Below are 22203 nucleotides of genomic sequence, written 5' to 3' on the forward strand. Positions count from 1 at the left end.
TGCGATACTTGGCGACATGTCCCGAGTCCTGCTGATCGAAGATCACCAGACGGTGCGTGACGGACTCCAGCTGGCACTGACCCGACAGGGACACACGGTGGCGGCCGTGGCGACCGGCGAGCAGGGGCTGGAGCGGCTGCACGCGGCCCCGTCCGACGTGGTGATCCTCGATCTCATGCTGCCCGGGATGGACGGGTTCGAGGTCTGCCGTCGGATCCGGGCCCTCGGCGATCTGCCGATCATCATGCTCACCGCCCGCAACGACGACATGGACGTGGTGGCCGGCCTGGAGGCGGGCGCCGACGACTACGTGGTCAAGCCGGTGCAGGCCCGGGTGCTCGAGGCGCGGATCCGCGCGGTGCTGCGGCGGACCAGCGGCGAGTCGCGGCGGGCCGGCGGCGAGAAGTCCGGCCCGGAACAGCACGCCGCCCTGACCATCGACCGGGAAGCGCTGGTGGTCAGCAAGGCCGGGATGCCGGTCAGCCTCGCGCCGACCGAGCTGCGCCTGCTGCTCGAACTCTCGCACACCCCGGGCCGGGTGCTCAGTCGCCAGCAACTGCTGGAGGCCGTGTGGGAGCACGGCTACCTCGGCGACTCGCGGCTGGTGGACGCCTGCGTGCAGCGGCTGCGCGCAAAGATCGAGGACGACTCGTCGGCGCCGGTCTTCGTCCAGACGGTGCGCGGCTTCGGATACCGGTTCGGGCCGCTGTGAGCGGCTGGCGCCGCGCCGCCGGTCGGGCATCGGGCCTGCGGCTCCGGCTGCTGCTGGCCTTCGCGCTGCTCGGGCTCACCACCACGGCGGTGGTCGCCAGCGGCAGCTACGTCCAGGCCCGGCGGGTCATCCTGCAACAGGCGCAGGACGCCGCGGTGGTGTCACTGACCAACGAACTCGCGACGGTCTACCCGCTCCACCAGCTTCCGCCCACCCAGCGCGACCTCGACCTGCTCGCTCAGCGTCTCTCCGGCCGGGACGGCTACGCGGTGGTCTTCTACCACGATCTACGAGCGCAGGGCCTGACGGTGGCGGACCCGCTCACCCCGGAGCTGCGGCAGGCGGTTCGGGACGGCCGCGTCGCCTGGCAACGCGTCTCCCGCGACGGAGAGCCCGTCCTGCTCATCGGCACCCAGCTGCGAATCGACCGGTCGGGCGGCGCGTCCAGGCCGTCCGGGATCGAGGTCTACACCGTGCGCAGCCTGGTTCCGGAGCAGCAGAGCATCGACCGGCTCGCCACCCTGGCCTGGGTGACCGGTGGGCTCTCCCTGGTCCTCGCCGTGCTGCTGGCCCTGCTGGCCGCCCGCGGCGTGCTGCGGCCCGTACGCGAGCTGGGTCGGGCGGCGCAGCAGCTCGGCGAGGGCGACCTGACCACCCGGCTGACCGTGCGGGGCAGCGACGAACTGGCCGACGTGGCACGGACCTTCAACGACACCGCCGGGACGCTCGAGAGGCAGGTCGGTGAGCTGCGTCGAATGGAGGCCGACGCCCGCCGCTTCGTGGCTGACGTGTCGCACGAACTGCGTACGCCGCTGGCCGCGATGACGGCCGTCACCGACGTCCTGGACGAGGAGGCCGACCGGCTGCCCGGGGATGCCGGGCGGGCCGCCCGGCTGGTCAGTGAGGAGACGCAGAACCTGACCCGGCTGGTCAACGACCTCATCGAGGTCAGCAGGTTCGACTCCGGCACGGCGCGACTCGCCCTCGACGACATCGACGTGGCCGCGGCGGTGACCGCGACCCTGCGGGCACGGGGCTGGATCGACCGGGTGGACGCGGAGCTACCACCGGGGATCACCGCCCGGCTGGATCCCCGCCGGCTGGACGTGATCGTCGCCAACCTGGTCGGCAACGCCTTCCGGCACGGCGCGGTACCGGTGACGGTGCGGCTGCGCGCCGAGCCGGACTGGATCGTCATCGAGGTCGCCGACCACGGGCCGGGGTTGGACCCTGACGTGCTGCCGCACGTCTTCGACCGGTTCTACAAGGCGGAAACCGCGCGGACCCGCTCCGAGGGCAGCGGTCTGGGCCTCGCCATCGCATGGGAGAACGCGCGGCTGCACCGGTACGCCGGGCAGCCGGGCAGCCTGGTCGCCGGCAACGCGTCGACCGGCGGTGCGGTGTTCACGCTCCGCCTGCCGCGCGCGGCGGCGGACCAGGCGGCCGCCGGAGGCGTACGGTGACCGGCCGGCGGCCGACCCGGGCGCTGCTCGCCGGTGGCGCCCTGCTCGCCCTGCTCCCGGCCAGCTGCGGGGTCCGGCCCAGCGGGGTCATCGACGGCGGCCCGGCACCGGTCGGGCAGTCCACCGGGGTGGGCATCTACCTGGTCCGGCACGGCGAGCTGGAGCTGACGATGCGCCAGAGCACAGCGCGACCCGCGCCCGCCGAGACGCTCAAGTTGCTCGTGGCCGGTCCGGACGAGGCCGAGCGGGACCAGGGGTTCACCAGTGAGGTCCCGGCCGACCTCCTCCCGGTCACCGCGGTGACGCCGACGACCGATCCGCCCGGCCTCGCGCTGACGATGTCCGGTGCGGTGACCACGTTGTCGGCGACCGCGGTCGACCAGATCGTCTGTACGGTGACCGATGCCGTGGCGGCCAGCGGTCAGGGCGCGGCGTACTCCCCGGTGACCCTCATCGGGCCCGACGGGACCCGAGGGCCCCGGCCCTGCCCGGTGAAGTGACCGGCCGGAGCCGGCCGCGCTCGGCCAGCGCGCCGGAGATCAGGATGTCGAGCAGGGCGGCGAACTCGACGCCGGCGTGCTGCCAGATCCGGGGATACTGCGACGCGCTGGTGAACCCGGGGAAGGTGTTGACCTCGTTGACGATCGGCTCGGGAGATCCCGCCGCGGGCAGGAAGAAGTCGATCCGGAGCAGCCCGCGGCAGTCCAGGGCGTGGAAGGCACGGACGGCCCGGTCCTGGAGCAGTTCGGTGGTGGCGGGGCCGAGCGGCGCGGGGATGTGGAAGACGGCTCCGCCGTCGTACTTGGCGTCGTAGTCGAAGAATTCACCGCCGGTCACGCTGATCTCCAGGGGCGGTCCGGCCGCCACCCGGCCGTCGGGGTGCTGCAGGACCGCCACGTCGATCTCGCGTCCGATCGCCGCCTTCTCGACCAGGACCTTCGGGTCGACCTCCCGGGCCTGGCGCAGCGCCGCGGGTAGCTGCGCCCAGTTGTCCACCCTGGTGACGCCGAGGCTGGAGCCGGCCCGCGCGGGTTTGACGAAGACCGGCAGGCCCAGCCGTTGCCGGTCGGCCGGGGTGACGTCCTCGCCGGGTCGCAGGGTCACGCCGGGGCTGACCCGCAGGCCCTCGGCGGCGAGGAGCTTCTTGGTGACGGCCTTGTCCATGCCGGCGGCGCTGGCGAAGACCCCGTTGCCGACGTACGGCACGCGGAGCCACTCCAGCAGCGAGGCGACGGTGCCGTCCTCGCCGTACGGGCCGTGCAGGGCCGGGAAGACCACGTCCTGGGCGCCCAGCACCCGCATCGCCGGGGCGAGCGGCGTGGCGCGGCCGTCGACCCGCCACCCGCCGTCGAGGCCGATGAGCACCTCGGTCACCTCGTAGCGGTCGCGGTCCAGCCCGGCGAGGATGCTCGCCGCCGAACGGCGCGACACCTCGTGCTCGCCGCTCTGCCCGCCGTAGAGCACTGCCAGTCGGGTTCTCATCAGCTCTCCGCCTTCTCGTATCGGTGTACGCGGGCCACCCGGGCCCCGATGCCGGTCAAGATCTCGTGCGGGTTGGTGCCCGCCCACCGCGCCCACTCGGCGACCGTCGGCGCAGCGTGGCCCTCCCGGTCGGGGGCGAACACCACGACCGGGTCGCCGACCGAGACGGGCAGGTCGCCGACGTCGACCACGCACTGGTCCATGGCGATGCGTCCGACGATCGGGCACCGCCGGCCGGCGAGCCACACCTCGGCGCGGCCCTGCGCGGCCCGGGGCAGGCCGTCGGCGAAGCCCAGTGGCAGCAGGGCCAGCGTCGTCGGAATCCCGGTGACGTATTCGGGTCCGTAGGAGACGCCGGTGCCGGCCGGCACCCGCTTGACGTTGACCACGCTGGACCGCAGCGTCATCGCGCCGCGCAGCCCGAACTCACCGGGCCCGGTCGCGCCGAACGGGTCGACGCCGTACAGGGCCACCCCGATCCGGCAGAGGTCGAAGCGGGTCGCCGGCGCGCGGAGCGCCGCCGCCGAGTTGGCCAGGTGGACGAGGTCGGGGTCGAGGCCGGCGCGCCGGGCGAGCCGTAACGCCTCCTCGAAGGCCACCACCTGCCGGGCCAGTGCGGGGCTCCCCGGTACGTCCGCGTCGACCAGGTGGGACCACACCCCGCGGACCCGGACCCCACCGTCCCGTTCGTACTTGCGGGCCCAGCCGACCAGTTCGGGCCAGTCGTACTCGCCGGCCCCGTTGCGGGACAGCCCGGTGTCGACCTTGAGCTGCACCGTCGCGGGCACGCCGAGCCGGTGGGCCGCGTCGGCAACCGCGTGCAGGTGGGTCGTCGTCGACACGCCGACGTCGACGTCGGCGGCGACCAGCGCGCGGAAGTCCTCGTCGGGGTGGTGCAGCCAGCTCAGCGTCGGTGCGGCGATGCCCGCCGACCGCAGGGACAGCGCCTCGGCGGCCGAGGTCACCCCCAACCAGCCGGCGCCGGCGCCCAGCGCGGCCCGGGCGACCATCGGTGCACCGTGGCCGAAGCCGTCCGCCTTGACCACGGCCATCAGTTCGGTACCGGCCACCGCGGCGATCGTCCGCACATTGCCGGCGACCGCATCGAGGTCGACCACGGCCTCGGCCAACGCGGTCATCGGGCCGCCGCCACGGGCCGCGGGTCCGACCGGCGGGCGCCGGGAAGGTCGAACAGCCACGGTGCGGGGACTGCCGTCAGCCCGCGGTGGATGGCCAGGCTCAAGCCGAGCACCAGCCCGGTCAGCACCGCCGGGTAACCGACCGCGACCAGGAGTTGGCCGGTCCGGTCGAGACCGGAGAGCGGCCCGAGGAGCAGCACGTGCAGCAGGGCCAGGACCGGCATGTGGATGACGTAGACGGGCAGGGTGTTGCGGCCGAGCGTGGCGAGCGGCCGGCTGAGGGCGGGCCACCGGGCCAACCGGGCGGCGGCGGTGATGCCGAAGGCGACCGCCACGACGGAGACCAGCGGCCACACGCCGAGCGACTGCTGGGCGCCGGTCGCGGCCATCGCGGCGAGGGCGAGGGTGTAGGCGGCGGTGGTCAGCAGGAGCCGGCGCCGGGTCGCGGTGGCCGCCCACCGCTCGATCTGCGGTCGCAGGTAGAGGCCGGCGAGGAAGAAGACCAGGTTCTGGTAGAGGCCGCCACGGTTGCCGGGGGTGGCGAGCAGGCCGGCGGCGGCGGCGACGGAGAGGGCCGCGGCGGGGGCGAGGACCAGCGCGCGGGGCACCCGGCGTACGGCTTTGGCGGCGGTGAAGTAGAGCGCCAGGGCGTACAGGTACCAGAGGTTGGAGGGGGTGATGGTGAGCTGTTCCAGCAGGTCGAGGGGGGACGTGGCGCGGTCCGTCGGGAAGTTCGGCGCCGCGGCGAGGATCGCGGTGTGGATCAGCAGCCAGGCGGCGTACAGGTAGAGGAACTTGGCGATCCGGTTCCGGGCGACGACCCGCCAGGGGCGTTGGACGGCGTTCGCCGCGAAGAGGCCGGAGATGACGAAGAAGAGCGGCATCCTCAGCGGCAGGAACTGCTCACCCAGCGCGCCCCACAGCCCGGGCACCGGTACGCCGAGGTGCCAGTCGATCTGCAGGTAGTGCTTGACGACGACGTGCCACAGCACGACGAGGATGATGCAGACCCCCTTCGCGGCATCGGCCCACTGGGCTCGCTGCGGCTGCCCCTGGACCGGGCCGGGCGCGCTCCGCTGTCTGCGGTGGCGGAACCGGACGCGTGGCGCCTCGGGTGCCTGCTCGGCGGGCCGTGCGGCGAGGGTTGACGGCTGTCGGATCACACTTCAGAAGCTGTCAGCCGCATGTCCGCACCCGATCCACGAATTGTCACGGGCCGGTAATGGACGTGGCGCGGCCGTTACCGGGTGGACTGTCGCGCCGCCAGCAGTGACCATAGGTGGCTGGTCGGACGCGATGAGCTACGAGGGTGGCTTGTGTTTCCTGGCCCTCACCGATCCACGAGCGACGACCGACGCACCGCGTCCCGAGGAGGCAACGTCCGTGACCGGAGCCGGTACCCAGACGCAACGATCGACCCCGACGGAGCGGCCCGGTGCGGTGCCGGCCGAGTCCGTGTTGCCGGAGCTGCGGGCGATGTGGTGGGAGACGGGAGCGCGGGCGCGGGCGCAGCGAGGGGTGTTCGCCGTCTTCGCGGAGCTTCCCCGGCTGGTCCTGGCGGCGCTGCGGATCAGCTGGCGGGCCGACCGCCTGCGTACCTCGGTGGTGGCCGTCACCACGGTCGGCGCCGGCATGATGGCCGCCTTCGGGCTGCTGGCGACGCAGCGGGTGCTGGTGGAGCTGTTCGCCGGCGGGCCCACCGCGGACCGGGTGGTCGCCGCCCTGCCCGCACTCGCCGCGCTGGCGGCGGCGACCGCGCTACGCGCCGGCATGGGCATCGCGACCGGGTACGCGCAGAACGGCCTCACCCCGCGGGTGAGCCGGGAGGTGGAGCGGGGCCTGTTCCGCACGACCACGGCGGTGCGGCTGGAGGCGTTCGACGCCGACGCGTTCGCCGACGACATGGAACGCGCCTCACGCGGCACCGAGTCGGCGAACTGGCTGGTGCAGGCGTCGATGAATCTGCTCGCCGGGCTGGCCGGCCTGCTCGCCGTGGCGGTCGCCGTCGTCGTGATCCACCCGCTGTTGCTGCTCGCGTTGCTGGTCGCGACGCTGCCCAACGCCTGGGCCTCACTGCGCGCCGGTCACCTGCGCTACCAGACCTACCTGGCCGGGTCGGTGCGGCGTCGCCGGTTGTGGCTGCTGCAACGGCTGATGGCCGAACGTGCGTCCGCACCGGAGCTGCGCTCGTACGGGCTGCGCCGGTTCCTGCTCGACCAGTACGACCGGGTGATGGGGGTCGAGACCGACATCCAGCTCGCCCTCGCCCGCCGGGTGACCACGACCACCACCGTCGGCGCAATGACCGGGGGAGCGGCCACCGGCGTGGTCTACGTCCTGCTCGGGCTGTTGCTCATCGACGGACACATCCCTCTCGCCGCTGCCGCGACCTGCGTGATCGCGGTGCAGTCCGCGCAACGTTCACTGGCCGTCGTCACGTTCCAGGTGGACCGCGTCTACACCGAGGGTCAGCACTTCGGCGACTACACCGGGTTCATGACCCGCGCCGCCGCCTACCTGCCCGACGAGGCCGGGGCGTCGGGCGCGGCGGGCGTCGAGCCGGAGCCGCTGCGGCAGGTGGCGGTCAGGGACGTCACCCTGCGCTACCCCGACCGGGACACCCCGGCGGTCGACGGCGTGACGCTGACCATCGAGGCGGGGCAGACGGTGGCCTTCGTGGGCGAGAACGGCTCCGGCAAGACCACCCTCGCCGCGATGATCGCCACCCTGCGCGCCCCCACCGAGGGCGTCATCTGCTGGAACGGGCGACCCCTCGCCGAGTGGGAGGCGGCCGGGCTGCGCGCCCGCATCGCCGTGGTCACCCAGGAGTACCACAAGTGGCCGTTCACCGCGGCCACCAACATCGCCATCGGCGACGTCGACACCGAGGCCCGCCAGGACCGGATCGAGGCCGCGGCAGCCCGCGCGGTCGCACACGACATGATCCAGGACCTGCCCCACGGGTACGAGACGCTGCTCGACCGCACCTTCGCGAAGGGGCAGGACCTCTCCGGCGGTCAGTGGCAGCGCATCACCGCGGCCCGCGGCTTCCTCCGCGACGCCGAACTGCTGATCATGGACGAGCCGTCGTCCGCCCTCGACCCGCGCGCCGAGGACGCGCTGTTCCAGGCCATCCGGGACCGGCAGGGGCGGGCCACCACCATCCTCATCACCCACCGGCTGGCCAACGTCCGGCACGCGGACCGGATCCACGTCCTGCACCACGGCGCCCTGGTCGAGTCCGGCAGCCACGACGAACTGATGGCCGCCGGCGGTCGGTATGCCGAGCTGTTCGCACTCCAGGCCGCCGGATACCACGCCAGCCCCGCCGGGGAGCAGTCCACTCCACGGCAACGGCCGTCCACCGAAACCTGACGGTGGCCCTGGACGGCCGCCCCGGTTACTTGTTCACGAGACTGCGCAGCGCCGCGACCGCCGCCCGGTCGCTGACCTCGGCGTAGATCTTCTTGTCGGCGTAGACCATGACGAGGGACGGGCACGCCTGGTCGTCACCCTTCAGGGCCTTGTCGAGCAGCTTGCGGCCGGTCGCCACCTCGTACACCCGAAGACGCCACCCCGCCCGCAGCAGCGTCACCGTCTCCGGCTTCGGGTCGTCGTACTTGCAGCGGCGGATCGTCGAGCCGGTGCTGACCCGGTCCAGGCAGGCGACCATCTGCACGTTCTTCGGGCTCTCCGACGCCCAGGTCTGCTCCGCCCGCTTCGACAGGCCCTCCGAGTAGTAGTAGGTGCCGTCCTGGTAGCGGATGTTCCCGCCGCCCATGCCGTCCGCGACGAGCAGCACCACCGGGTGCGGCGCCTTGCCGGCGCGTTTCGGTGACTGCGGGTAGTAGACGTTCTCGTCACAGACCCGGTTCAGATCATTGATCTCCTTGGCGGCGTCCGCGCTGGCCTCCGGCCCCTCCGGCGCGGGCTGCTCGCTCTCGCCGGGCTCGGCGCTCGCGGTCGGGCCGCCGCCGGTGGTGGGAGACAGCGGAGCCTCGGACACCGGGCTCGATGCGGCGGTCTTCGTGGAGCGCAGCAGCAGGAAGCCGCCGCCCAGGCCGAAACAGGCCAGCAGCAGCACCGCCGCCACGGTCACCGCGGCGATGAGGGCGGTGTTGTAGCGGCGGGTGGGCGACGGCGCGGTGGTGGACCACGGGACGCTCGCCGGCACGGGGTCAGGAGTCGCGCCCGGTGGGGGAGCCCACTGCGGGGTCGGCGGGGAATCGGGGGCGGGCGTCGGCGCCGCCCCGGATGTCGGTGCCGCCTCGGAATCGAAGGCGGGCGTCGGTGCCGCCTCCGGCGCCGGTACGGAGTCCGGCGTCGGGCTCGCGCCAGGTTCACTCCCGGTGCCGGTCATGCTGATGTCCTCTTCTCGATCAAGGGGGAGCGCGACTGTATCAAGTCCGAGCAGCGAAAACCGAGCCGTTATCGGGCTCGCCGGTCGTCCGTCGGGCGAACCGTGCCTGTCGACGCTGTCCGAGATGGACGATTCTGGGGTGAGCGCCGGACAAGCTAGGCGAGCAGGCGCGGCTCGACGTGTCAGGATGTCGTTCCGTGAACCTCGATCAGCTCGCCCGCCAGGTGCATGCCACGTCCCGGTTGACGGGTCGCTTCGTCCTCCGCTCGGGGCGGGTGGCCGACGAGTACTTCGACAAGTACCAGTTCGAGGCGGACCCGGTGCTGCTCGACGCCCTGGCCGCGCGGATGGCGGCCCTGGTGCCGACCGACACGCAGGTGCTCGCCGGGCTCGAGATGGGTGGCATCGCGGTGGTGACGGCCCTCGGTCGGCACACCGGCCTGCCGTGCGCGTTCGTCCGCAAGGCGGCGAAGCCGTACGGCACGGCACGGCTGGCCGAGGGTGCGGACGTGGCCGGGCGCCGGGTGCTCGTCGTCGAGGACGTGGTGACCTCGGGCGGCCAGGTGGTGATCTCGGCCGGCGAGCTGCGGGGTCTCGGCGCCCGGGTCGACGCGGCCCTCTGCGTGATCGACCGCCAGGAGGGTGGGGCCGAGGCGCTGGCGGCGGCGGGCATCTCCCTGCGGGCCCTGCTCACCCGCGCTGATCTCGCCGCCCACGCCGAGCACCCGACGGCCTGAGGCGCGGGCCGACGGTGGGGGTTGGTTGCTGATCCAACCTGCAACCAAAGGTTGCGCAACGCGGCGCGGCCGCGATAGCTTTACGCAACCAAAGGTTGCGAAAGGTTGGTCAGTATGGAGCACGGATCCATCGAGCGCGACATCCATGTCGACGCCTCGCCCGAGGTGGTCTTCGAGGTGGTCAGTCGGCCCGAGCACATGCGGGAATGGTGGCCCGACGACGCACGGTTCGAGCCGGTCGTGGGCGCGCCCGGGGAGCTCGTGTGGCGCGACGCAGCCACCGGCGAGACCACGACAGTCGCCCTCGCCGTCGTCGAGGTCGACCCTCCGAAGCGATTCTCCTTCCGGTGGTGCTTCTCGGAGCCTGACCGGAGTGGGCACTCGTTGCTCGTCACCTTCGACCTGGTCCCCACCGGCGCGGGGACCCGGATCCGGATGACCGAGACCGGGTTCCGGGAGATGGGCTGGGAGATCGCTCGCCTCGAGGAGCAGTACCGCGACCACGAGAGCGGCTGGGAGCACTACATGGGTGAGCTGGGCGGGTACGTCGCGCGGCTCGTTGCCACCTCATGAGCACGGCGGTCGACGACGACCTCTGGTCGGCGATCGGCGACCCCATCCGGCGCACGATGATCGACCTGCTTCTGGCCGGGGGACCGGGCACGGCCACGTCCCTGAGCGAGCGACTACCCGTCACCCGCCAGGCCGTCTCCAAGCACCTTGCCGTCCTGGACCGGGTCGGTCTGGTGCACGCCGCGCCGGCCGGTCGCGAGCGTCACTACCAGGTCGACGAGGCGCAGCTCGCCCGCGCCGTAGCCCAGTTGTCGGCGGTCGGCGCCACCTGGGACGCCCGACTGCGCCGCATCAAGCAGATCGCCGAGGCGATCGAACGCGACCGGACCAACAACCAAGGAGAATGAGATGGTCGACATCCTGCACCGGGTCGGCGTCGTCGCTCCGCTCGACGACGTCTACCGAGCAGTGGCAACTCCCGAGGGCATCGCCGGCTGGTGGACGACCGACACGGTGGGCCGGAGCGAGGTCGGCGGGCGGCTGGCTTTCCGGTTCGGCGACGTCGGTGGCTTCGACATGGAGGTCCTGGAGCTGGACCCCGCCGGCCACGTGCGGTGGCGGGTCACCGACGGCCCCGAGGAGTGGATCGGAACCCAGGTCGACTGGCGCCTCGACCAGCGCGACGAGTACACGATCGTCCAGTTCACGCACGAGGGCTGGCGCGAGCCGGTCGAGTTCATGCAGCACTGCAGCACGAAGTGGGCGACGTTCCTGATGAGTCTCAAGGAGCTGGTGGAGACCGGGCGCGGCAGGCCGGCGCCCGACGATGTCAAGATCGGCGATTGGCACTGAGCTCCACTGTGTCCGTCCGTCAACTCGTCTGATGGTGGCTGCGGGTTTGCCCGACGAAACTCCGGGCAACGTATCCACTGGACAGTCAGACGCAGGGAGGAGCCGGCGATGGCCAAGGGCGACGTCGAGACGTACCAGCAGGACGGGCAGTGGAAGAACCGGCCCGAGGGCAACGAGCGGGCCAGCAGCACCCACGACGGCAAGGCGGACGCGCAGACCCACGGTCGTGAGATGGCGGCCGACCGGGGCGTCGAGCACGTGATCAAGAAGCAGGACGGCACGATCGGGGAGAAGAACACCTACCCGCGCAGCCGCGATCCGCGAGACATCGAGGGCTGAGACCCTGTGCTCACTGACCTCTTCGGCCTGCCCGCCGGAGAGGTCAGTCGGCGTTCCGGACCGGTCACGCCGGGCGAGCGGGCGCGGGCAGGGTGACGCGCAGGACCACGGTTGGCAGACGGCGATCGACCTCCCCGGCCAGGCCGGGGAGGTCGATCGCTGATCAGGGCGGACCGCGTCAGGCAGCCGACACGGGGAACCGCTCCCACACCCGGTGGGCGGCCATCAGCTCCTGAACGGCGGTGAGGACGTCGGTGCCGGAGTCGCCCGCGACGACGCCCGGCGTGCCGGCCACCCCCGCCCGCTCCAGCGCGGTGACCCCGGCACCCCACGCGCCGATCGCCTTGGCGTGCCGCCAGCACTCCTCGACCAGGAGCAGCACGCGGCTATCCACCGCCGACGAATTCGCCGCGCCCGCCTTCTCGTCACGCGCGGGCGTCGCATCCGGCGCCGGCGCCGGCGCCGCGGCCAGCAGGAGCGCGTCGAACTCGACGGACCGGCCGGTGGCGAAGGTCCGCTGCACGGGCAGGTCACCGACCATGCCGCCGTGCGGGGCGACCAGGAGCGGCACCATACCGGCGGCGAAGACCGCCCGGCGCACCTGGCTGACGCCGTCTAGGTCGGCGTCGGCGTCGACGACGATGCCGACGACCCGACCGTCGGCCGGCCACTCCCGGCCGAGCTGCGACAGCGCGGGGCTGGGCGTGGCGTCGGCCAGCGGCAGGGTCGGCTCCGGCGCGGGCAGGCCCAGCCCGGTGGCGACCTGAGCGCAGAGCACCGGGTCGATGTTGGCCAGGCACTGCAGCTGACGTTCCTTGATCGCCTGGTGGTAGCACTTGCCGAGCTCGAAGGTGTAGGCGCGGATGATGTGCTCCCGCTCCACCGGCGACATGCTCTGCCAGAAGAGGCGCACCTGGCTGAAGTGGTCGTCGAACGAGGCCGGATTGGCGCGGATCTTCGGTGCCTCCGCCACCTTCACCGGCAGGTCGACGAACGCGTTGTCGCCCTCGCCTGCGGGGAACGGGTTGCCGCCGTCGAGCGAGTTCGGCCGGTAGGGCGCGACCCCCGCGTGGACGGCGTGCTGGTGGAAGCCGTCGCGGAGCATGTCGTTGACCGGGGCGTGCGGACGGTTGATAGGGATCTGCGAGAAGTTCGGCCCGCCCAACCGGGTGAGCTGCGTGTCGACGTACGAGAAGAGCCGGCCCTGCAACAGCGGGTCGTTCGTGACGTCGATTCCCGGGGGCAGGTGGCCGAGGTGGAACGCGACCTGCTCGGTCTCGGCGAAGAAGTTCGTCGGCGTGCGGTTGAGCGTCAACCGCCCGACCGGCTGCACCGCCGCCAGCTCCTCCGGCACGATCTTCGTCGGGTCGAGCAGGTCGATCCCGGCGAAGGTCTCCTCCGGAGTGTCGGGGAAGACCTGGATGCCGAGTTCCCACTCGGGGAACGCGCCGGCCTCGATCGCGTCGTAGAGGTCCCGGCGGTGGAAGTCCGGATCCATGCCGCCGAGCATCTGCGCCTCCTCCCAGGTCAGGGAGTGCACAACCAGCTTGGGCTTCCAGTGGAACTTGGCCAGCACCGTCTCCCCGGCGTCGTTGACGAGCCGGAAGGTGTGCACACCGAAGCCCTCCATCGTCCGGTACGAACGCGGGATGCCGCGGTCGGACATGTTCCACATCGTGTGGTGCTGCGCCTCGGTGTGCAGGGAGACGAAGTCCCAGAAGGTGTCGTGCGCGCTCTGCGCCTGCGGGATCTCCCGGTCCGGATGCGGCTTGGCGGCATGGATGATGTCGGGGAACTTGATGGCGTCCTGGATGAAGAAGACCGGCATGTTGTTGCCCACCAGGTCGAAGGTGCCCTCGTCGGTGTAGAACTTCGTCGCGAAACCGCGGGTGTCGCGGACGGTGTCGGCCGACCCACGCGAGCCGAGGACGGTGGAGAACCGGACGAAGACCTCGGTCTCCCTGCCCTTCTTCAGGAAGCCCGCCTTCGTGACGGTCTCGCCGGTGCCGTAGCTGGTGAACACGCCGTGCGCTCCGGCGCCACGGGCGTGCACCACGCGCTCCGGGATGCGCTCGTGGTCGAAGTGGGTGATCTTCTCGCGCAGGTGGTGATCCTGGAGCAGGACCGGGCCGCGCGGCCCGGCCTTGAGCGAGTGGTCGGTGTCGCGTAGGCGGGCCCCCTGCGAGGTGGTGAGGAAGGCGCCCTGCTGACCCTTCGCGGTGGTGGGCGCGCCGGTCTCCGCCCCGGTCGGCGTCCGCGTCTGCGGAGCGCCCTGCTCCTCCTTCGGCGGCAACGGGTCGTGCGGCGCCGTCGGCTCATCGAGGCTCGGCGGGGCGCTGCCGGGTGCGCCGGGGGCCTCCGGGGTCAGGGCATCGGCCACCTTCCCCGCGGCGTTCTCCACGACATCCTTGATGGCCTTGGCGGGCTTGCTGGAATCCACGGGACGGTCCCCTCCACGGTGCGACTACGAGCAGGCCCAGAAGGCCCTACCCTGGGCCGGACCGGCGAAACGGGTGGATCTGGCCCTTTTCGCCGCGAACGCAATTCCGGCGGATCGGCCCGCATCCGCGGCCACCGATGGCGGGGTCCCGGGTGGCGAAGATCATGGCTGACCGGCAGGTGCCGCCAGGTAGTTTCCGGTCACGTGACAGCACAAGCCGCCCAGGCGGTCGCCACGATCCGTGCCCTGCGACCGGCGGACGTCGCCGCCGCCGCCGACCTGCTGGTGCTCGCCGCCGGTGACGACAAGCGGCATCGACTGGTCGAGCGGCTGGGCAGCGCGGAGCCCGGCGAGCTGCACCACGCTCTCGTCGCCGAGCGGTCGGGAGTGATCATCGCCGCTGGCAAGCTCACCGCCGAGCCGGCGTGGCCGGGCACGGTCTCCGCACTGGTGGCGGTCGCGCCGCAGGAGCGCGGACAGGGGCTGGGCACCGCTCTCGCCGGGGCACTGGCCGACTGGGCGAAGCGCAACCTCGGCCCGGAGGACGTGCTGATCAGCACGCTCCGCGACGATCTTAACGTCGGCCGGCGCTTCGCCGAGCGGTACGGCCTGGTGGTGACGCGCCACAGCGTGGGCTGGCGGTTCGATCTCGCCGGGCGCGGCGGCGAGGTGGCCGAACGTGCGGCCCGGACCGCCGACGCCGCGGGCGTGCGGGTCCGCGTCGCCGACTTCGACGCCGAGGAGGCCGTGATCCTCGAATGCATCAGCCGTACGCTGCCCGGCCTGCCGCTGCCCGGCGGCGAGGACCAGGGGGTCGACGTCGCGCACGCCCGCCGGATGTTCCCGGACGAGGCCGTCGTGCTGCTGGCCGAGCTGCGCGACGTGCCCGATGCCCCGCCGTGCGGGCTGACCATCGTCAACCCCCAGGCCGGGACGAGTGACTGGTACACGGCCTACACCGGGGTCGCCGTGGACCAGCGTGGTCGGGGCGTGGCCACGGCCCTGAAGGCCGCCGCCCTGTGGCAGGCGCACCGCGCGGGCGCCGGCGCCGTGACCACGCACAACGACGATGGCAACGAGCCCATTCTGCGGGCGAACCGGGCGTTCGGTATGCAGCCGAGCCTGGGCTACTGGAGCCTGACCCGCCGCAACGGTTAGACGCCTCGGGCGGCTTTGGCCCCGCGGCCCGCCCCGACCGCGTGGGGCGGCGTGCGAGCTGCGGGGCCGCAACGCTCGGCGCTTCAGCGATCCAGCAGCTCCGCCACAACCCGGTTGAACTCCGCCGGCTCCTCCACGTGCCCGAAGTGGCCGCTCTGCTCCAGCACCACCAGGCGCGAGTCCTTGATGCCCTCGTGCAGTTGCTCGGCCCACCGGACGCCGCAGATGAAGTCGTGCGCCCCCACGATCACCACGGTCGGAACGACGATCTCGTCGAGGCGGTCCCGCACGTCGAACGGCGTCGGGTCCTGCGCCCCGGCCGGCTCCGCCCAGAACCGCACCGCCGCCTGGAGCGGCGCGAACTCGTCGCGCCGGCCCCAGAAGTCTGCGAAGTAGACCGGTACGGCGGCGCGCAGGCCGGCGGTCAGGGTCTCGTCGCCGGTGGCGGTCACGGCCTGCTGGAACGCGGCTGGGATCGCGGCAGCCTCCGGCTGGTCGGGGTACCGCTGCGGGTACGCGGCCAGGCCCGCCATCGCCTCGCCCCAGAACTCGGCGCCGGTGACCGGGGAGGTGTCGAAGGGCACGTCGGGGTCGACCCGGCGGCGGGCGGTCGGGTCAGAGCGCCTGGTGGCAGATCATCAGGCCGGAATGACGTACGGGAAGGTGTCGGAGCGGGCGTCCTTGGTCGTTTCCGAGGTGAGGCCGGAGGTGATCGCGGTGTTCAGCACCATGGAGAACATCACCTCGGGCGGGTTGTCGGCCATGGTGCGCCCGTTGCGGACCGCGAAGCCGTAGTTCGCCGGCGTCCCGACCTGGTACGACAGCAGGTCCGGGTAGACCTGCCGGGCCACGCTCCAGCCGTACGCGTCCGGGTCCGTCGCCGTCCCGTTCGCGGCGACCACCCGGGCCACCGTCGCGGCGATCCCCTGGGCGTCCGCCCGCAGGTCGTCACAGGGGTGCCGGACGTTGGCCGGGTCGGAGAAGTCGGTGTCGGTCGGCCAGAAGATGGGCCACATCATCGGGTGCCCGGCCCGGTTGATCTGCCGCCACCCGCCCGCGTCCGTGGCCAGCATGGTGCGGCACCAGACGCCGATCTGGATGCCGTCGCGCAGCATCGGCTCGTCCCGGGAGATCTCCAACACGATCGACTCGACCGTGGTGCCGGCGAAGCTGTTCTTCGCCTTCTCCGGTCGCCATTTCGCACGGTCGAGCTTGGCGCCGTCCTTGAACGCGGCGTTGACGGTCGCCAGCTGGTCGAGGTCGATGTAGAAGGGGTCGTTGATCCGCCCGGCCCAGACGCGCAGGTTGGTGCCCTCCGCCATCTCGCCGGTCCGCCCCTGCAGGAGCATCGTGCCGGTCGCGCCGTCGTCGCGCGCCTCCGCGGCCGTGAGCGCGTGCACGGTCAGCGACTGCTGCCCCGAGCCGTCCGGCTCGCCGAAGGCGACCCGGTAGGTCAGCTCCTCCAGTTCGGCGCCGTTGAAGTGAATCTTGAACTCGTACCGCGCTTCGTGGTGGAAGCCGCGCTTGATGTCCGCCTTCGTCACCGAGCTGTTGACGTCCATGACGAGCACGGTGCCGCGTTCGCCCTCGAACACGAACAGGTCGTCGATGAAGAGCTGGCCGCTCTTTGCGGCGAGGGGGGTGTCGAGATGGTGCGACATCTGACCACTCCAGGCTGTTCCCGGCTTTTCGGACTATCCGAACATAGCGGCTCGCCTCGCCGCGCTCGCATCGTTGGCCGAAATGCGCCCCACCGCCCCACCGCACACCGGCGGACCGTTGACCCGATCCCGTCGAGGGGTCAGGTCAGACGTCCACGGTCAGGCGGACCAGCACCACGTCGCCGACCTCGAGCCCTTCGGCCCGGCGTACCGACGTCCGCAGCGGCACGACGTACCGCCCGTCCTTCGGGTACAGCGACGTCCGCCATCCGCTGTCCCCGATCCGGGCGGTGACCGGGATCATGCCCCAGCCGTACGTCACCGACGCGGACGCGGCTTCCAGCTCACCGCTCTGCGGCTCGGGGACGGTGACGAAGTGCCATGGCGCCGGCCCCCGCCAGAACCAGATCTCGCCGCTGAACTCCAGCTCCATCCGGTCAGGATAGGAGGCGGCCGTCGGCGGCGGTCGATGGTGCTCCGGTCACCCGGTGATCTTCGTCGGGCCACCCCCGGAGCCCCGGTCGTCCAGCACCAGCGGGGCGCGCCCGCCTACCGCGTACCGGATGTGGGTGACCTCCGGGGTGGGGATGACCCGGGTCGGCGTCAGCTCGATCGCCTCCTTCTCACCGAGTTCGAGGTCGGCGTCGAGGAGCCGCAGACCCGTGCCGAGCACGACCGGTACGACGTGCAGCTCCAACTCGTCCAGCAGGCCCGCCCTGAGCACCTGGCGGACCAGGCTGCCACCGCCGGCCACGGCGACGTTCCGGTCGCCCGCGGCGGCGCGTGCCTGCTCGACGGCGCTGGCCACGCCGTCGGTGACATAGGTGAAGCTGGTGCCACCTGCGCGCAGCAGCGGCTGGCGGGGGCGGTGTGTGACGACGAAGACCGGCGCGCGGAACGGCGGCTCCTCGCCCCAGGGCACCTCACCCCCGTCGGCCATCCGCCGTCCCATCACGTACGCGCCGGCCGCGTCGAACGACTCGGCGACCACGTCGGAGTTGGTGTCCTGCTCGCCGCCGGCGAAGCCCTGCCGCTCGCGCCACGCCGTCGCGTGCGTGACCCAGCGGGTGAGCCGGAAGAATCCGGCGCTCTCGGCCGACTGCATCCAGTCGCCGTCCCCGGTGTGCCGTGGGCCGGCGTAGAACCCGTCCACCGACACCGACAGCTGTGCGGTCACCTTCGTCATCTCGGATCGTTCTCCTCCGTCGGGCGGCACCCGGCCGGGTGCCCGCTCACCGGGTGGTCGGGGCGGGCCGGCGGATGCCGACAGAACGTCGACGTGACGACGGTCACATCACCCGACGTGGCCGGGCCGGCTGCGCCGGGCCAGGTAGACGACGTCCGGCTCGCCGCGGGTGACGGTGACCGGGTGGGCGGTGACCGGGCCGATCAGCGCCGCGAGCCGGGCGGCGTACACCGGCGCCGCTGCCGCGCTCCAGATGGCCAGCACGCCACCGTCGCGCAGACGGTCGCGCAGCAGTTCGGTGCCGTCCTCGTCGTACAGCGCGTCGTTCTGCTGGAACACCGTCCAGTCCGGGCCGTTGTCGGTGTCGAGGCAGATCGCGTCGAAGGGTTCGGGGGTGTGCCGCAGCCAGGTCACCAGATCCTCGTTCACCACCCGTACCCGGGGGTCGTCGAGGGCGTTCGCGCTGAAGGCGGCGAGTTCGCGCCGATGCCAGTCGATGATCGTCTTCTCGATCTCCAGCACCACGATCTCCGCGGGCAGCGCGGACGCGGCGGCCTCGGCCAGCGAGAAGCCCACCCCGAGCCCGCCGATCAGCAGTCGGGCACCGGGCCGTAGCAGGCGCAGCGCCTCCCGTACGAGCAGTCGCTCCGACGCGCCGGCGCGGGTGTCCATGAGGAACACCCCGTTGCTGATGATCTCGTAGTGGCCGGCGCTCTCCCGAAGGACCAGCTCGCCACGCGTGGTCACCGCACGATCGACTACGGTAGCCGCTTCCCCCATCGCGCCAACGTACGTCAGCCCGAGTCGAGGCGGCGCGGGTTTTCCGGGCTCACCCGCGGCCGTGCTCAGTCCGGCGCCTCGCGTCGGGTCAGGCGGATCTCCTCGATGTCCAGTCGGCTCTGCACCTGGCGCAGCACGTCGTCGTCGATACGCCGCTCGTCGCGGAGTGCGACCACGGTGGCGCGCTTGTGTGCCAGCATCGCCAGGCGCAGCGCGGTGTACTGCTCGTCGTAGCGCAGCGCCGGCTCGTCGTCGGCCTCGCCGCGGGTCGCGCGCAGCAAACGCAGGCGCTTCTCGAACTCGCGGCGCAGCCGGTCGACGACCTGCGGATCGGTGTCGAGGTCGGCGGCGAGTTGCGGCAGCGCGGCGAGCGCGGACTCGGTGGCGACCCGGTCGGCCAGGTGCCGCTCCTGCTCCATGGCGGCGTCCTGCGGCAGCCGGACCTCCAGGGGGCGGCGGACCTCACCATCATCGCCGGTGTCGATCGGGCCACGGTGCCGATCGGACCGCGGCGCCGACCGGCCAGGCTGTCGCCGACCACGCCCGGCGGGACTAGCGGGCCGGGAACCGCAGGATGCGGTCGTCGCCGTCGCGGACGTCACCCCGGCCGTCGGTGTTGGAGGTGGTGACCCAGAGCGCCCCGTCCGGCGCGACCTGCACCGTCCGCAGCCGGCCATAGCGCTCCGCGAGCTGCGCCGACGGATCACCCATCCGGTCGCCGTCGAGCGGAACGGTCCAGAGTCGCTCGCCGCGCAGGGCCGCGACGTACGCCGTGTCGCCCGCGATGGCGATGCCGGACGGTGAGGCCTCCCGGACCGGCCAGGTGACCAGCGGATCGGTGTATCGCCCGCCGTCCGTGTCGCCCTTGCCCTCCACCCGGGGCCAGCCGTAGTTGCGGCCCGGCTCGATGCGGTTCACCTCGTCCAGCTCGTTCTGCCCGAACTCGGTGGCGAAGAGCCGGCCCGCCGAGTCCCAGGCCAGGCCCTGCACGTTGCGGTGCCCGAGGCTGTAGACCGGCGACCCGGCGGTCGGGTTTCCCGGTGCCGGCGCGCCGTCCGGCGTCAGGCGCAGAATCTTGCCGTTGGGGCTGGCGGGATCCTGGGAGCGGTCGGTCTCACCGGCGTCCCCGGTGCCGACGTAGAGCATCCCGTCGGGGCCGAACGCGATGCGTCCGCCGTTGTGGAATCCGGCCTTGGCGATGCCGTCGAAAATCACCTCGGGCTGCCCACCGTCCAGGCGGAACCGGACGATGCGGTTGTCCCGCTCGGCGGTGAAGTAGGCGTAGACCAGGTTGTCCGTGGCGAAGCCCGGCGAGACGGCGAGCCCGAGCAGCCCGCCCTCACCACCCGCCGCCACGCCTGACATCTGGTGCACCTGCCGGGGCGCCGCACCGCCGAGCGCCAGCCGCAGCACCTGGCCGGTCTCCCGCTCGGCGATCAGGGCGTCACCACCGGGCAGGAAGGCCAGCCCCCAGGGCACGTCGACGCCCTGCGCGACCTGCTCGCCGGCGTCGAGGTCGGGCTTCCCGGCCGGGGCGCTGGCCGCGTTGCTGGTGGCCGGGCCGGCCGGGTCGGACGGAGCCGGGTCGCCACCGTCGCATCCGGCGGCGGCGCCCACCGTGAGCAGCGCGGCGCATGCCCAACGCCAACGGTTGCCTGCCCTGATGCCTGCCATGCTCATCCTCCGAAGCTGATGGGTGGGTCGGTCCCGGCTCGCGCGATCCGTCCGTCGCCCCGTCTAGATTGCCCGACGTTGATCGCTGCCGCCCAGCGCCACCGATGCCAAGATCCGCGCAACATCCCGTTGGTTGCTGCCTTCACGGCTCGGAAGGCGACATCTTCGGGGAAGTTGCGCGGATCTTGCGTGGGCGCACCCGCCGGGTCAGGGCGCGTCGATCACCTCGCGGCCGAGGGGCCAGAACGCCGCCGGGACGAGCTTGAAGTTGGCGATGCCGAACGGGATTCCGATGATCGTGACGCAGAGCGCGATGCCGGCGACGATGTGGGACAGCGCGAGCCACCAGCCGGCCAGCACCACCCAGAGGACGTTCGCGAGACCCGAGCCGACCCCGGCGCCCGGCTTCGGGACCAGGGTGCGGCCGAAGGGCCAGAGCGAGTAGGACGCCAGGCGCAGCGACGCCACCCCGAACGGGATCGTGACGACCAGCAGGAAGCAGATCAGCGCCGCGATTCCGTACCCGATGGCCAGCAGGATCCCGCCGCCGAAGATGAGCCACAGCACGTTGAGCAGAAAGCGAATCACCCTCTCAGCATGACCACCGTCCGCCACCGGTCGTCCGGCCGGTGAGTCAGCGGGCCCGTCCCCGGCAACCCGCGCTCAGAACGCGAGGACGGCCGTCATGGCGGCGTAGCTGGCCAGCAGCAGGACGCCTTCGAAGCCGAGTCGGCCCCAACCGCAGGTCTGGCGGATCAACAGGCCACCGAGGAGGACGGCGGTCATGAAGAGACTGGTGGTGGTGGCGAGCAGTTCGTCGTCGCCGGCGGTGTGGTAGATCGAGCCCTGCCGGTAGGCGAGGTCGCCGGCGACGAGGGTGAGCACGTCGAGGATGTTCCCGCCGAGGACGGCCGCGATGGCCAGGGTGACGGCGCCGCGGCGGACGGCCGCGATGGCGGTGACCGTCTCCGGTAGCGCGTTGACGATCCCCATGAGCACGCCGCCGACGAACCCGGTGGTGAGGCCCGTGACGTCGACGAGGCTCTTGGCGGCGAGCGCCACCAGCCAGCCGCCGGCGGCGACGAGCAGCCCGACCACCGCGAAGCGGCTCCACAACCATCGCGGCGAGTGCCGGTTCAGCGGGCTCTCGTTGTGCGGGACGTCCGGCTGGGTCTCGGCGGTGGCGATCGCCTGCCACATCGGCTGCGCGCCGGCCCGCCGGATGAGGACCAGGCCGCCGACGTAGGTGCCGACCAGCACGGCGGACATCGGGTCGACTCCGGCGACGGTGGTCTCCGGGATGTAGCTGGCCAGCAGCGCGAGGGCGAGCAGGGCGATGAGCAGGCAGCCGGAGAGCAGGTTCGACAGCGAGGCGGCGGCGTGTTCGAGGTTGACCCGCCGGTGGAAGGCGTCGGCGACGGCGACGGCGGTGGTCTGGGCGGCGATGCCACCGACGGCGTTGCTGTAGCCGAGGCTGGCCTCGCCACTGCCCGCGGCGACGATGGTCATGATGATGCCGGACAGACCGGTGACGACGCCGAAGAACACCACGCCGAACAGCGCCTCGCCCCAGCCGGTGCGGTCGGCCAGGGCGTCGCCGAGGCCGGCCAGCCGAATGCTGCCGGCGACGGTGATCGCACCGGCCAGCGCGAACACGGCGATGCTCCACGGCAGGGGCCAGGGCAGGCTGGTCGGGTCCGGCACCGG

Annotated in this window: 24 protein-coding genes; 10 read left to right on the top strand and 14 right to left on the bottom strand. The window is 72.3% G+C overall.

Annotation, left to right across the window (positions count from 1 at the left end):
* Nucleotides 1–16 precede the first annotated feature (16 nt).
* From AB0C04_RS28405 to AB0C04_RS28415, 3 genes are read left to right on the top strand one after another with little or no spacing between them, the layout of a single operon-like run.
* Entirely contained in the window at nucleotides 17–712 is a 696-nt protein-coding gene (locus AB0C04_RS28405) for a response regulator transcription factor (RefSeq protein WP_357060342.1), read from the top strand.
* Nucleotides 709–2175, top strand: a complete 1467-nt coding sequence (locus AB0C04_RS28410; protein ID WP_357060345.1) for a HAMP domain-containing sensor histidine kinase — start codon at nucleotides 709–711, stop codon at nucleotides 2173–2175. The genes AB0C04_RS28405 and AB0C04_RS28410 overlap by 4 nt, the downstream gene beginning before the upstream one ends.
* Nucleotides 2172–2675, top strand: coding sequence for a hypothetical protein (locus AB0C04_RS28415; RefSeq protein ID WP_357060348.1), 504 nt, complete (start codon nucleotides 2172–2174; stop codon nucleotides 2673–2675). The genes AB0C04_RS28410 and AB0C04_RS28415 overlap by 4 nt, the downstream gene beginning before the upstream one ends.
* Here the strand turns inward: AB0C04_RS28415 and AB0C04_RS28420 are convergent.
* Genes AB0C04_RS28420 through AB0C04_RS28430 form a run of 3 tightly spaced genes read right to left on the bottom strand, consistent with a single transcriptional unit; the run spans nucleotide 2626 to nucleotide 5788 of the window.
* Nucleotides 2626–3657, bottom strand: a complete 1032-nt coding sequence (locus tag AB0C04_RS28420; RefSeq protein WP_357060350.1) for a D-alanine--D-alanine ligase family protein — start codon at nucleotides 3655–3657, stop codon at nucleotides 2626–2628. The two genes, AB0C04_RS28415 and AB0C04_RS28420, sit on opposite strands and share 50 nt — an antisense overlap.
* A complete protein-coding gene (gene alr / locus AB0C04_RS28425; protein ID WP_357060353.1) occupies nucleotides 3657–4796 on the bottom strand; it encodes an alanine racemase in 1140 nt (379 codons plus the stop codon). The genes AB0C04_RS28420 and alr overlap by 1 nt, the downstream gene beginning before the upstream one ends.
* The gene (locus tag AB0C04_RS28430; protein WP_357060355.1) at nucleotides 4793–5788 is read right to left on the bottom strand and encodes an acyltransferase; all 996 of its coding nucleotides are present in this window, start codon (nucleotides 5786–5788) and stop codon (nucleotides 4793–4795) included. The genes alr and AB0C04_RS28430 overlap by 4 nt, the downstream gene beginning before the upstream one ends.
* A gap of 448 nt (nucleotides 5789–6236) precedes the next feature.
* Here AB0C04_RS28430 and AB0C04_RS28435 point away from each other — a divergent pair, with 448 nt between their 5' ends.
* Nucleotides 6237–8171, top strand: coding sequence for an ATP-binding cassette domain-containing protein (locus tag AB0C04_RS28435; protein WP_357060557.1), 1935 nt, complete (start codon nucleotides 6237–6239; stop codon nucleotides 8169–8171).
* Nucleotides 8172–8196: 25 nt separating this feature from the next.
* On the opposite strand, the gene AB0C04_RS28440 is transcribed toward AB0C04_RS28435, so the two are convergent.
* Nucleotides 8197–8970: a hypothetical protein gene (locus AB0C04_RS28440; protein ID WP_357060358.1), complete on the bottom strand. Its 774-nt coding sequence runs from the start codon at nucleotides 8968–8970 to the stop codon at nucleotides 8197–8199.
* A 383-nt stretch (nucleotides 8971–9353) separates the two neighbouring features.
* On the opposite strand from AB0C04_RS28440, the gene AB0C04_RS28445 reads away from it, so the two are divergent.
* The 5 genes from AB0C04_RS28445 to AB0C04_RS28465 all read left to right on the top strand — a co-directional run bounded on the left by AB0C04_RS28445 (nucleotide 9354) and on the right by AB0C04_RS28465 (nucleotide 11597).
* Entirely contained in the window at nucleotides 9354–9893 is a 540-nt protein-coding gene (locus AB0C04_RS28445) for a phosphoribosyltransferase family protein (protein ID WP_357060361.1), read from the top strand.
* Nucleotides 9894–10007: 114 nt separating this feature from the next.
* Nucleotides 10008–10466, top strand: coding sequence for an SRPBCC domain-containing protein (locus AB0C04_RS28450; RefSeq protein ID WP_357060363.1), 459 nt, complete (start codon nucleotides 10008–10010; stop codon nucleotides 10464–10466).
* Nucleotides 10463–10813 (top strand): metalloregulator ArsR/SmtB family transcription factor, encoded by a 351-nt coding sequence (locus AB0C04_RS28455; protein WP_357060366.1) that lies wholly within the window; start codon nucleotides 10463–10465, stop codon nucleotides 10811–10813. The genes AB0C04_RS28450 and AB0C04_RS28455 overlap by 4 nt, the downstream gene beginning before the upstream one ends.
* 1 nt (nucleotide 10814) lies before the next feature.
* Nucleotides 10815–11258: an SRPBCC domain-containing protein gene (locus AB0C04_RS28460; RefSeq protein ID WP_357060368.1), complete on the top strand. Its 444-nt coding sequence runs from the start codon at nucleotides 10815–10817 to the stop codon at nucleotides 11256–11258.
* Nucleotides 11259–11366: 108 nt separating this feature from the next.
* Complete coding sequence (locus AB0C04_RS28465) at nucleotides 11367–11597, top strand: DUF2188 domain-containing protein (protein ID WP_357060371.1); 231 nt, start codon at nucleotides 11367–11369, stop codon at nucleotides 11595–11597.
* A gap of 178 nt (nucleotides 11598–11775) precedes the next feature.
* Here AB0C04_RS28465 and AB0C04_RS28470 read toward each other — a convergent pair whose 3' ends face one another.
* Nucleotides 11776–14037 (bottom strand): catalase, encoded by a 2262-nt coding sequence (locus AB0C04_RS28470; protein ID WP_357060373.1) that lies wholly within the window; start codon nucleotides 14035–14037, stop codon nucleotides 11776–11778.
* A gap of 204 nt (nucleotides 14038–14241) precedes the next feature.
* Here AB0C04_RS28470 and AB0C04_RS28475 point away from each other — a divergent pair, with 204 nt between their 5' ends.
* Nucleotides 14242–15195: a GNAT family N-acetyltransferase gene (locus tag AB0C04_RS28475; protein WP_357060376.1), complete on the top strand. Its 954-nt coding sequence runs from the start codon at nucleotides 14242–14244 to the stop codon at nucleotides 15193–15195.
* Between the two features lie 83 nt (nucleotides 15196–15278).
* Here the strand turns inward: AB0C04_RS28475 and AB0C04_RS28480 are convergent, their stop codons facing one another.
* From AB0C04_RS28480 to AB0C04_RS28520, 9 genes are all read right to left on the bottom strand, one after another.
* Nucleotides 15279–15779 (bottom strand): alpha/beta hydrolase, encoded by a 501-nt coding sequence (locus AB0C04_RS28480; protein ID WP_357060379.1) that lies wholly within the window; start codon nucleotides 15777–15779, stop codon nucleotides 15279–15281.
* Between the two features lie 54 nt (nucleotides 15780–15833).
* Nucleotides 15834–16856 carry a DUF4331 family protein gene (locus AB0C04_RS28485; protein WP_357060382.1) on the bottom strand — a complete coding sequence of 341 codons (1023 nt, stop codon included), beginning with the start codon at nucleotides 16854–16856 and terminating at the stop codon, nucleotides 15834–15836.
* A 145-nt stretch (nucleotides 16857–17001) separates the two neighbouring features.
* The gene (locus tag AB0C04_RS28490; RefSeq protein WP_357060385.1) at nucleotides 17002–17289 is read right to left on the bottom strand and encodes a DUF1905 domain-containing protein; all 288 of its coding nucleotides are present in this window, start codon (nucleotides 17287–17289) and stop codon (nucleotides 17002–17004) included.
* Nucleotides 17290–17337: 48 nt separating this feature from the next.
* Complete coding sequence (locus AB0C04_RS28495; protein ID WP_357060387.1) at nucleotides 17338–18042, bottom strand: dihydrofolate reductase family protein; 705 nt, start codon at nucleotides 18040–18042, stop codon at nucleotides 17338–17340.
* Nucleotides 18043–18150: 108 nt separating this feature from the next.
* Nucleotides 18151–18789, bottom strand: a complete 639-nt coding sequence (locus AB0C04_RS28500) for a spermidine synthase (protein WP_357060390.1) — start codon at nucleotides 18787–18789, stop codon at nucleotides 18151–18153.
* A gap of 98 nt (nucleotides 18790–18887) precedes the next feature.
* Nucleotides 18888–19241 carry a hypothetical protein gene (locus AB0C04_RS28505; RefSeq protein WP_357060392.1) on the bottom strand — a complete coding sequence of 118 codons (354 nt, stop codon included), beginning with the start codon at nucleotides 19239–19241 and terminating at the stop codon, nucleotides 18888–18890.
* A 133-nt stretch (nucleotides 19242–19374) separates the two neighbouring features.
* On the bottom strand, nucleotides 19375–20496 hold the full coding sequence (locus AB0C04_RS28510; protein WP_357060394.1) for a PQQ-dependent sugar dehydrogenase: 1122 nt from the start codon (nucleotides 20494–20496) through the stop codon (nucleotides 19375–19377).
* 207 nt (nucleotides 20497–20703) lie between these two features.
* Complete coding sequence (locus AB0C04_RS28515) at nucleotides 20704–21084, bottom strand: YccF domain-containing protein (protein WP_357060397.1); 381 nt, start codon at nucleotides 21082–21084, stop codon at nucleotides 20704–20706.
* Nucleotides 21085–21159: 75 nt separating this feature from the next.
* Nucleotides 21160–22200, bottom strand: a complete 1041-nt coding sequence (locus AB0C04_RS28520) for a cation transporter (RefSeq protein WP_357060399.1) — start codon at nucleotides 22198–22200, stop codon at nucleotides 21160–21162.
* Nucleotides 22201–22203: the final 3 nt, after the last annotated feature.

This window comes from Micromonospora sp. NPDC048909, assembly GCF_040649635.1.
Lineage (GTDB): Bacteria > Actinomycetota > Actinomycetes > Mycobacteriales > Micromonosporaceae > Micromonospora.

Coding starts and splice junctions, on each gene's coding strand:
- AB0C04_RS28405 (WP_357060342.1), top strand. CDS start 17: ATGTCCCGAGTCCTGCTGATCGAAGATCACCAGACGGTGCGTGACGGA.
- AB0C04_RS28420 (WP_357060350.1), bottom strand. CDS start 3,657: ATGAGAACCCGACTGGCAGTGCTCTACGGCGGGCAGAGCGGCGAGCAC.
- alr (WP_357060353.1), bottom strand. CDS start 4,796: ATGACCGCGTTGGCCGAGGCCGTGGTCGACCTCGATGCGGTCGCCGGC.
- AB0C04_RS28450 (WP_357060363.1), top strand. CDS start 10,008: ATGGAGCACGGATCCATCGAGCGCGACATCCATGTCGACGCCTCGCCC.
- AB0C04_RS28455 (WP_357060366.1), top strand. CDS start 10,463: ATGAGCACGGCGGTCGACGACGACCTCTGGTCGGCGATCGGCGACCCC.
- AB0C04_RS28460 (WP_357060368.1), top strand. CDS start 10,815: ATGGTCGACATCCTGCACCGGGTCGGCGTCGTCGCTCCGCTCGACGAC.
- AB0C04_RS28465 (WP_357060371.1), top strand. CDS start 11,367: ATGGCCAAGGGCGACGTCGAGACGTACCAGCAGGACGGGCAGTGGAAG.
- AB0C04_RS28485 (WP_357060382.1), bottom strand. CDS start 16,856: ATGTCGCACCATCTCGACACCCCCCTCGCCGCAAAGAGCGGCCAGCTC.
- AB0C04_RS28490 (WP_357060385.1), bottom strand. CDS start 17,289: ATGGAGCTGGAGTTCAGCGGCGAGATCTGGTTCTGGCGGGGGCCGGCG.
- AB0C04_RS28495 (WP_357060387.1), bottom strand. CDS start 18,042: ATGACGAAGGTGACCGCACAGCTGTCGGTGTCGGTGGACGGGTTCTAC.
- AB0C04_RS28505 (WP_357060392.1), bottom strand. CDS start 19,241: ATGGAGCAGGAGCGGCACCTGGCCGACCGGGTCGCCACCGAGTCCGCG.
- AB0C04_RS28510 (WP_357060394.1), bottom strand. CDS start 20,496: ATGGCAGGCATCAGGGCAGGCAACCGTTGGCGTTGGGCATGCGCCGCG.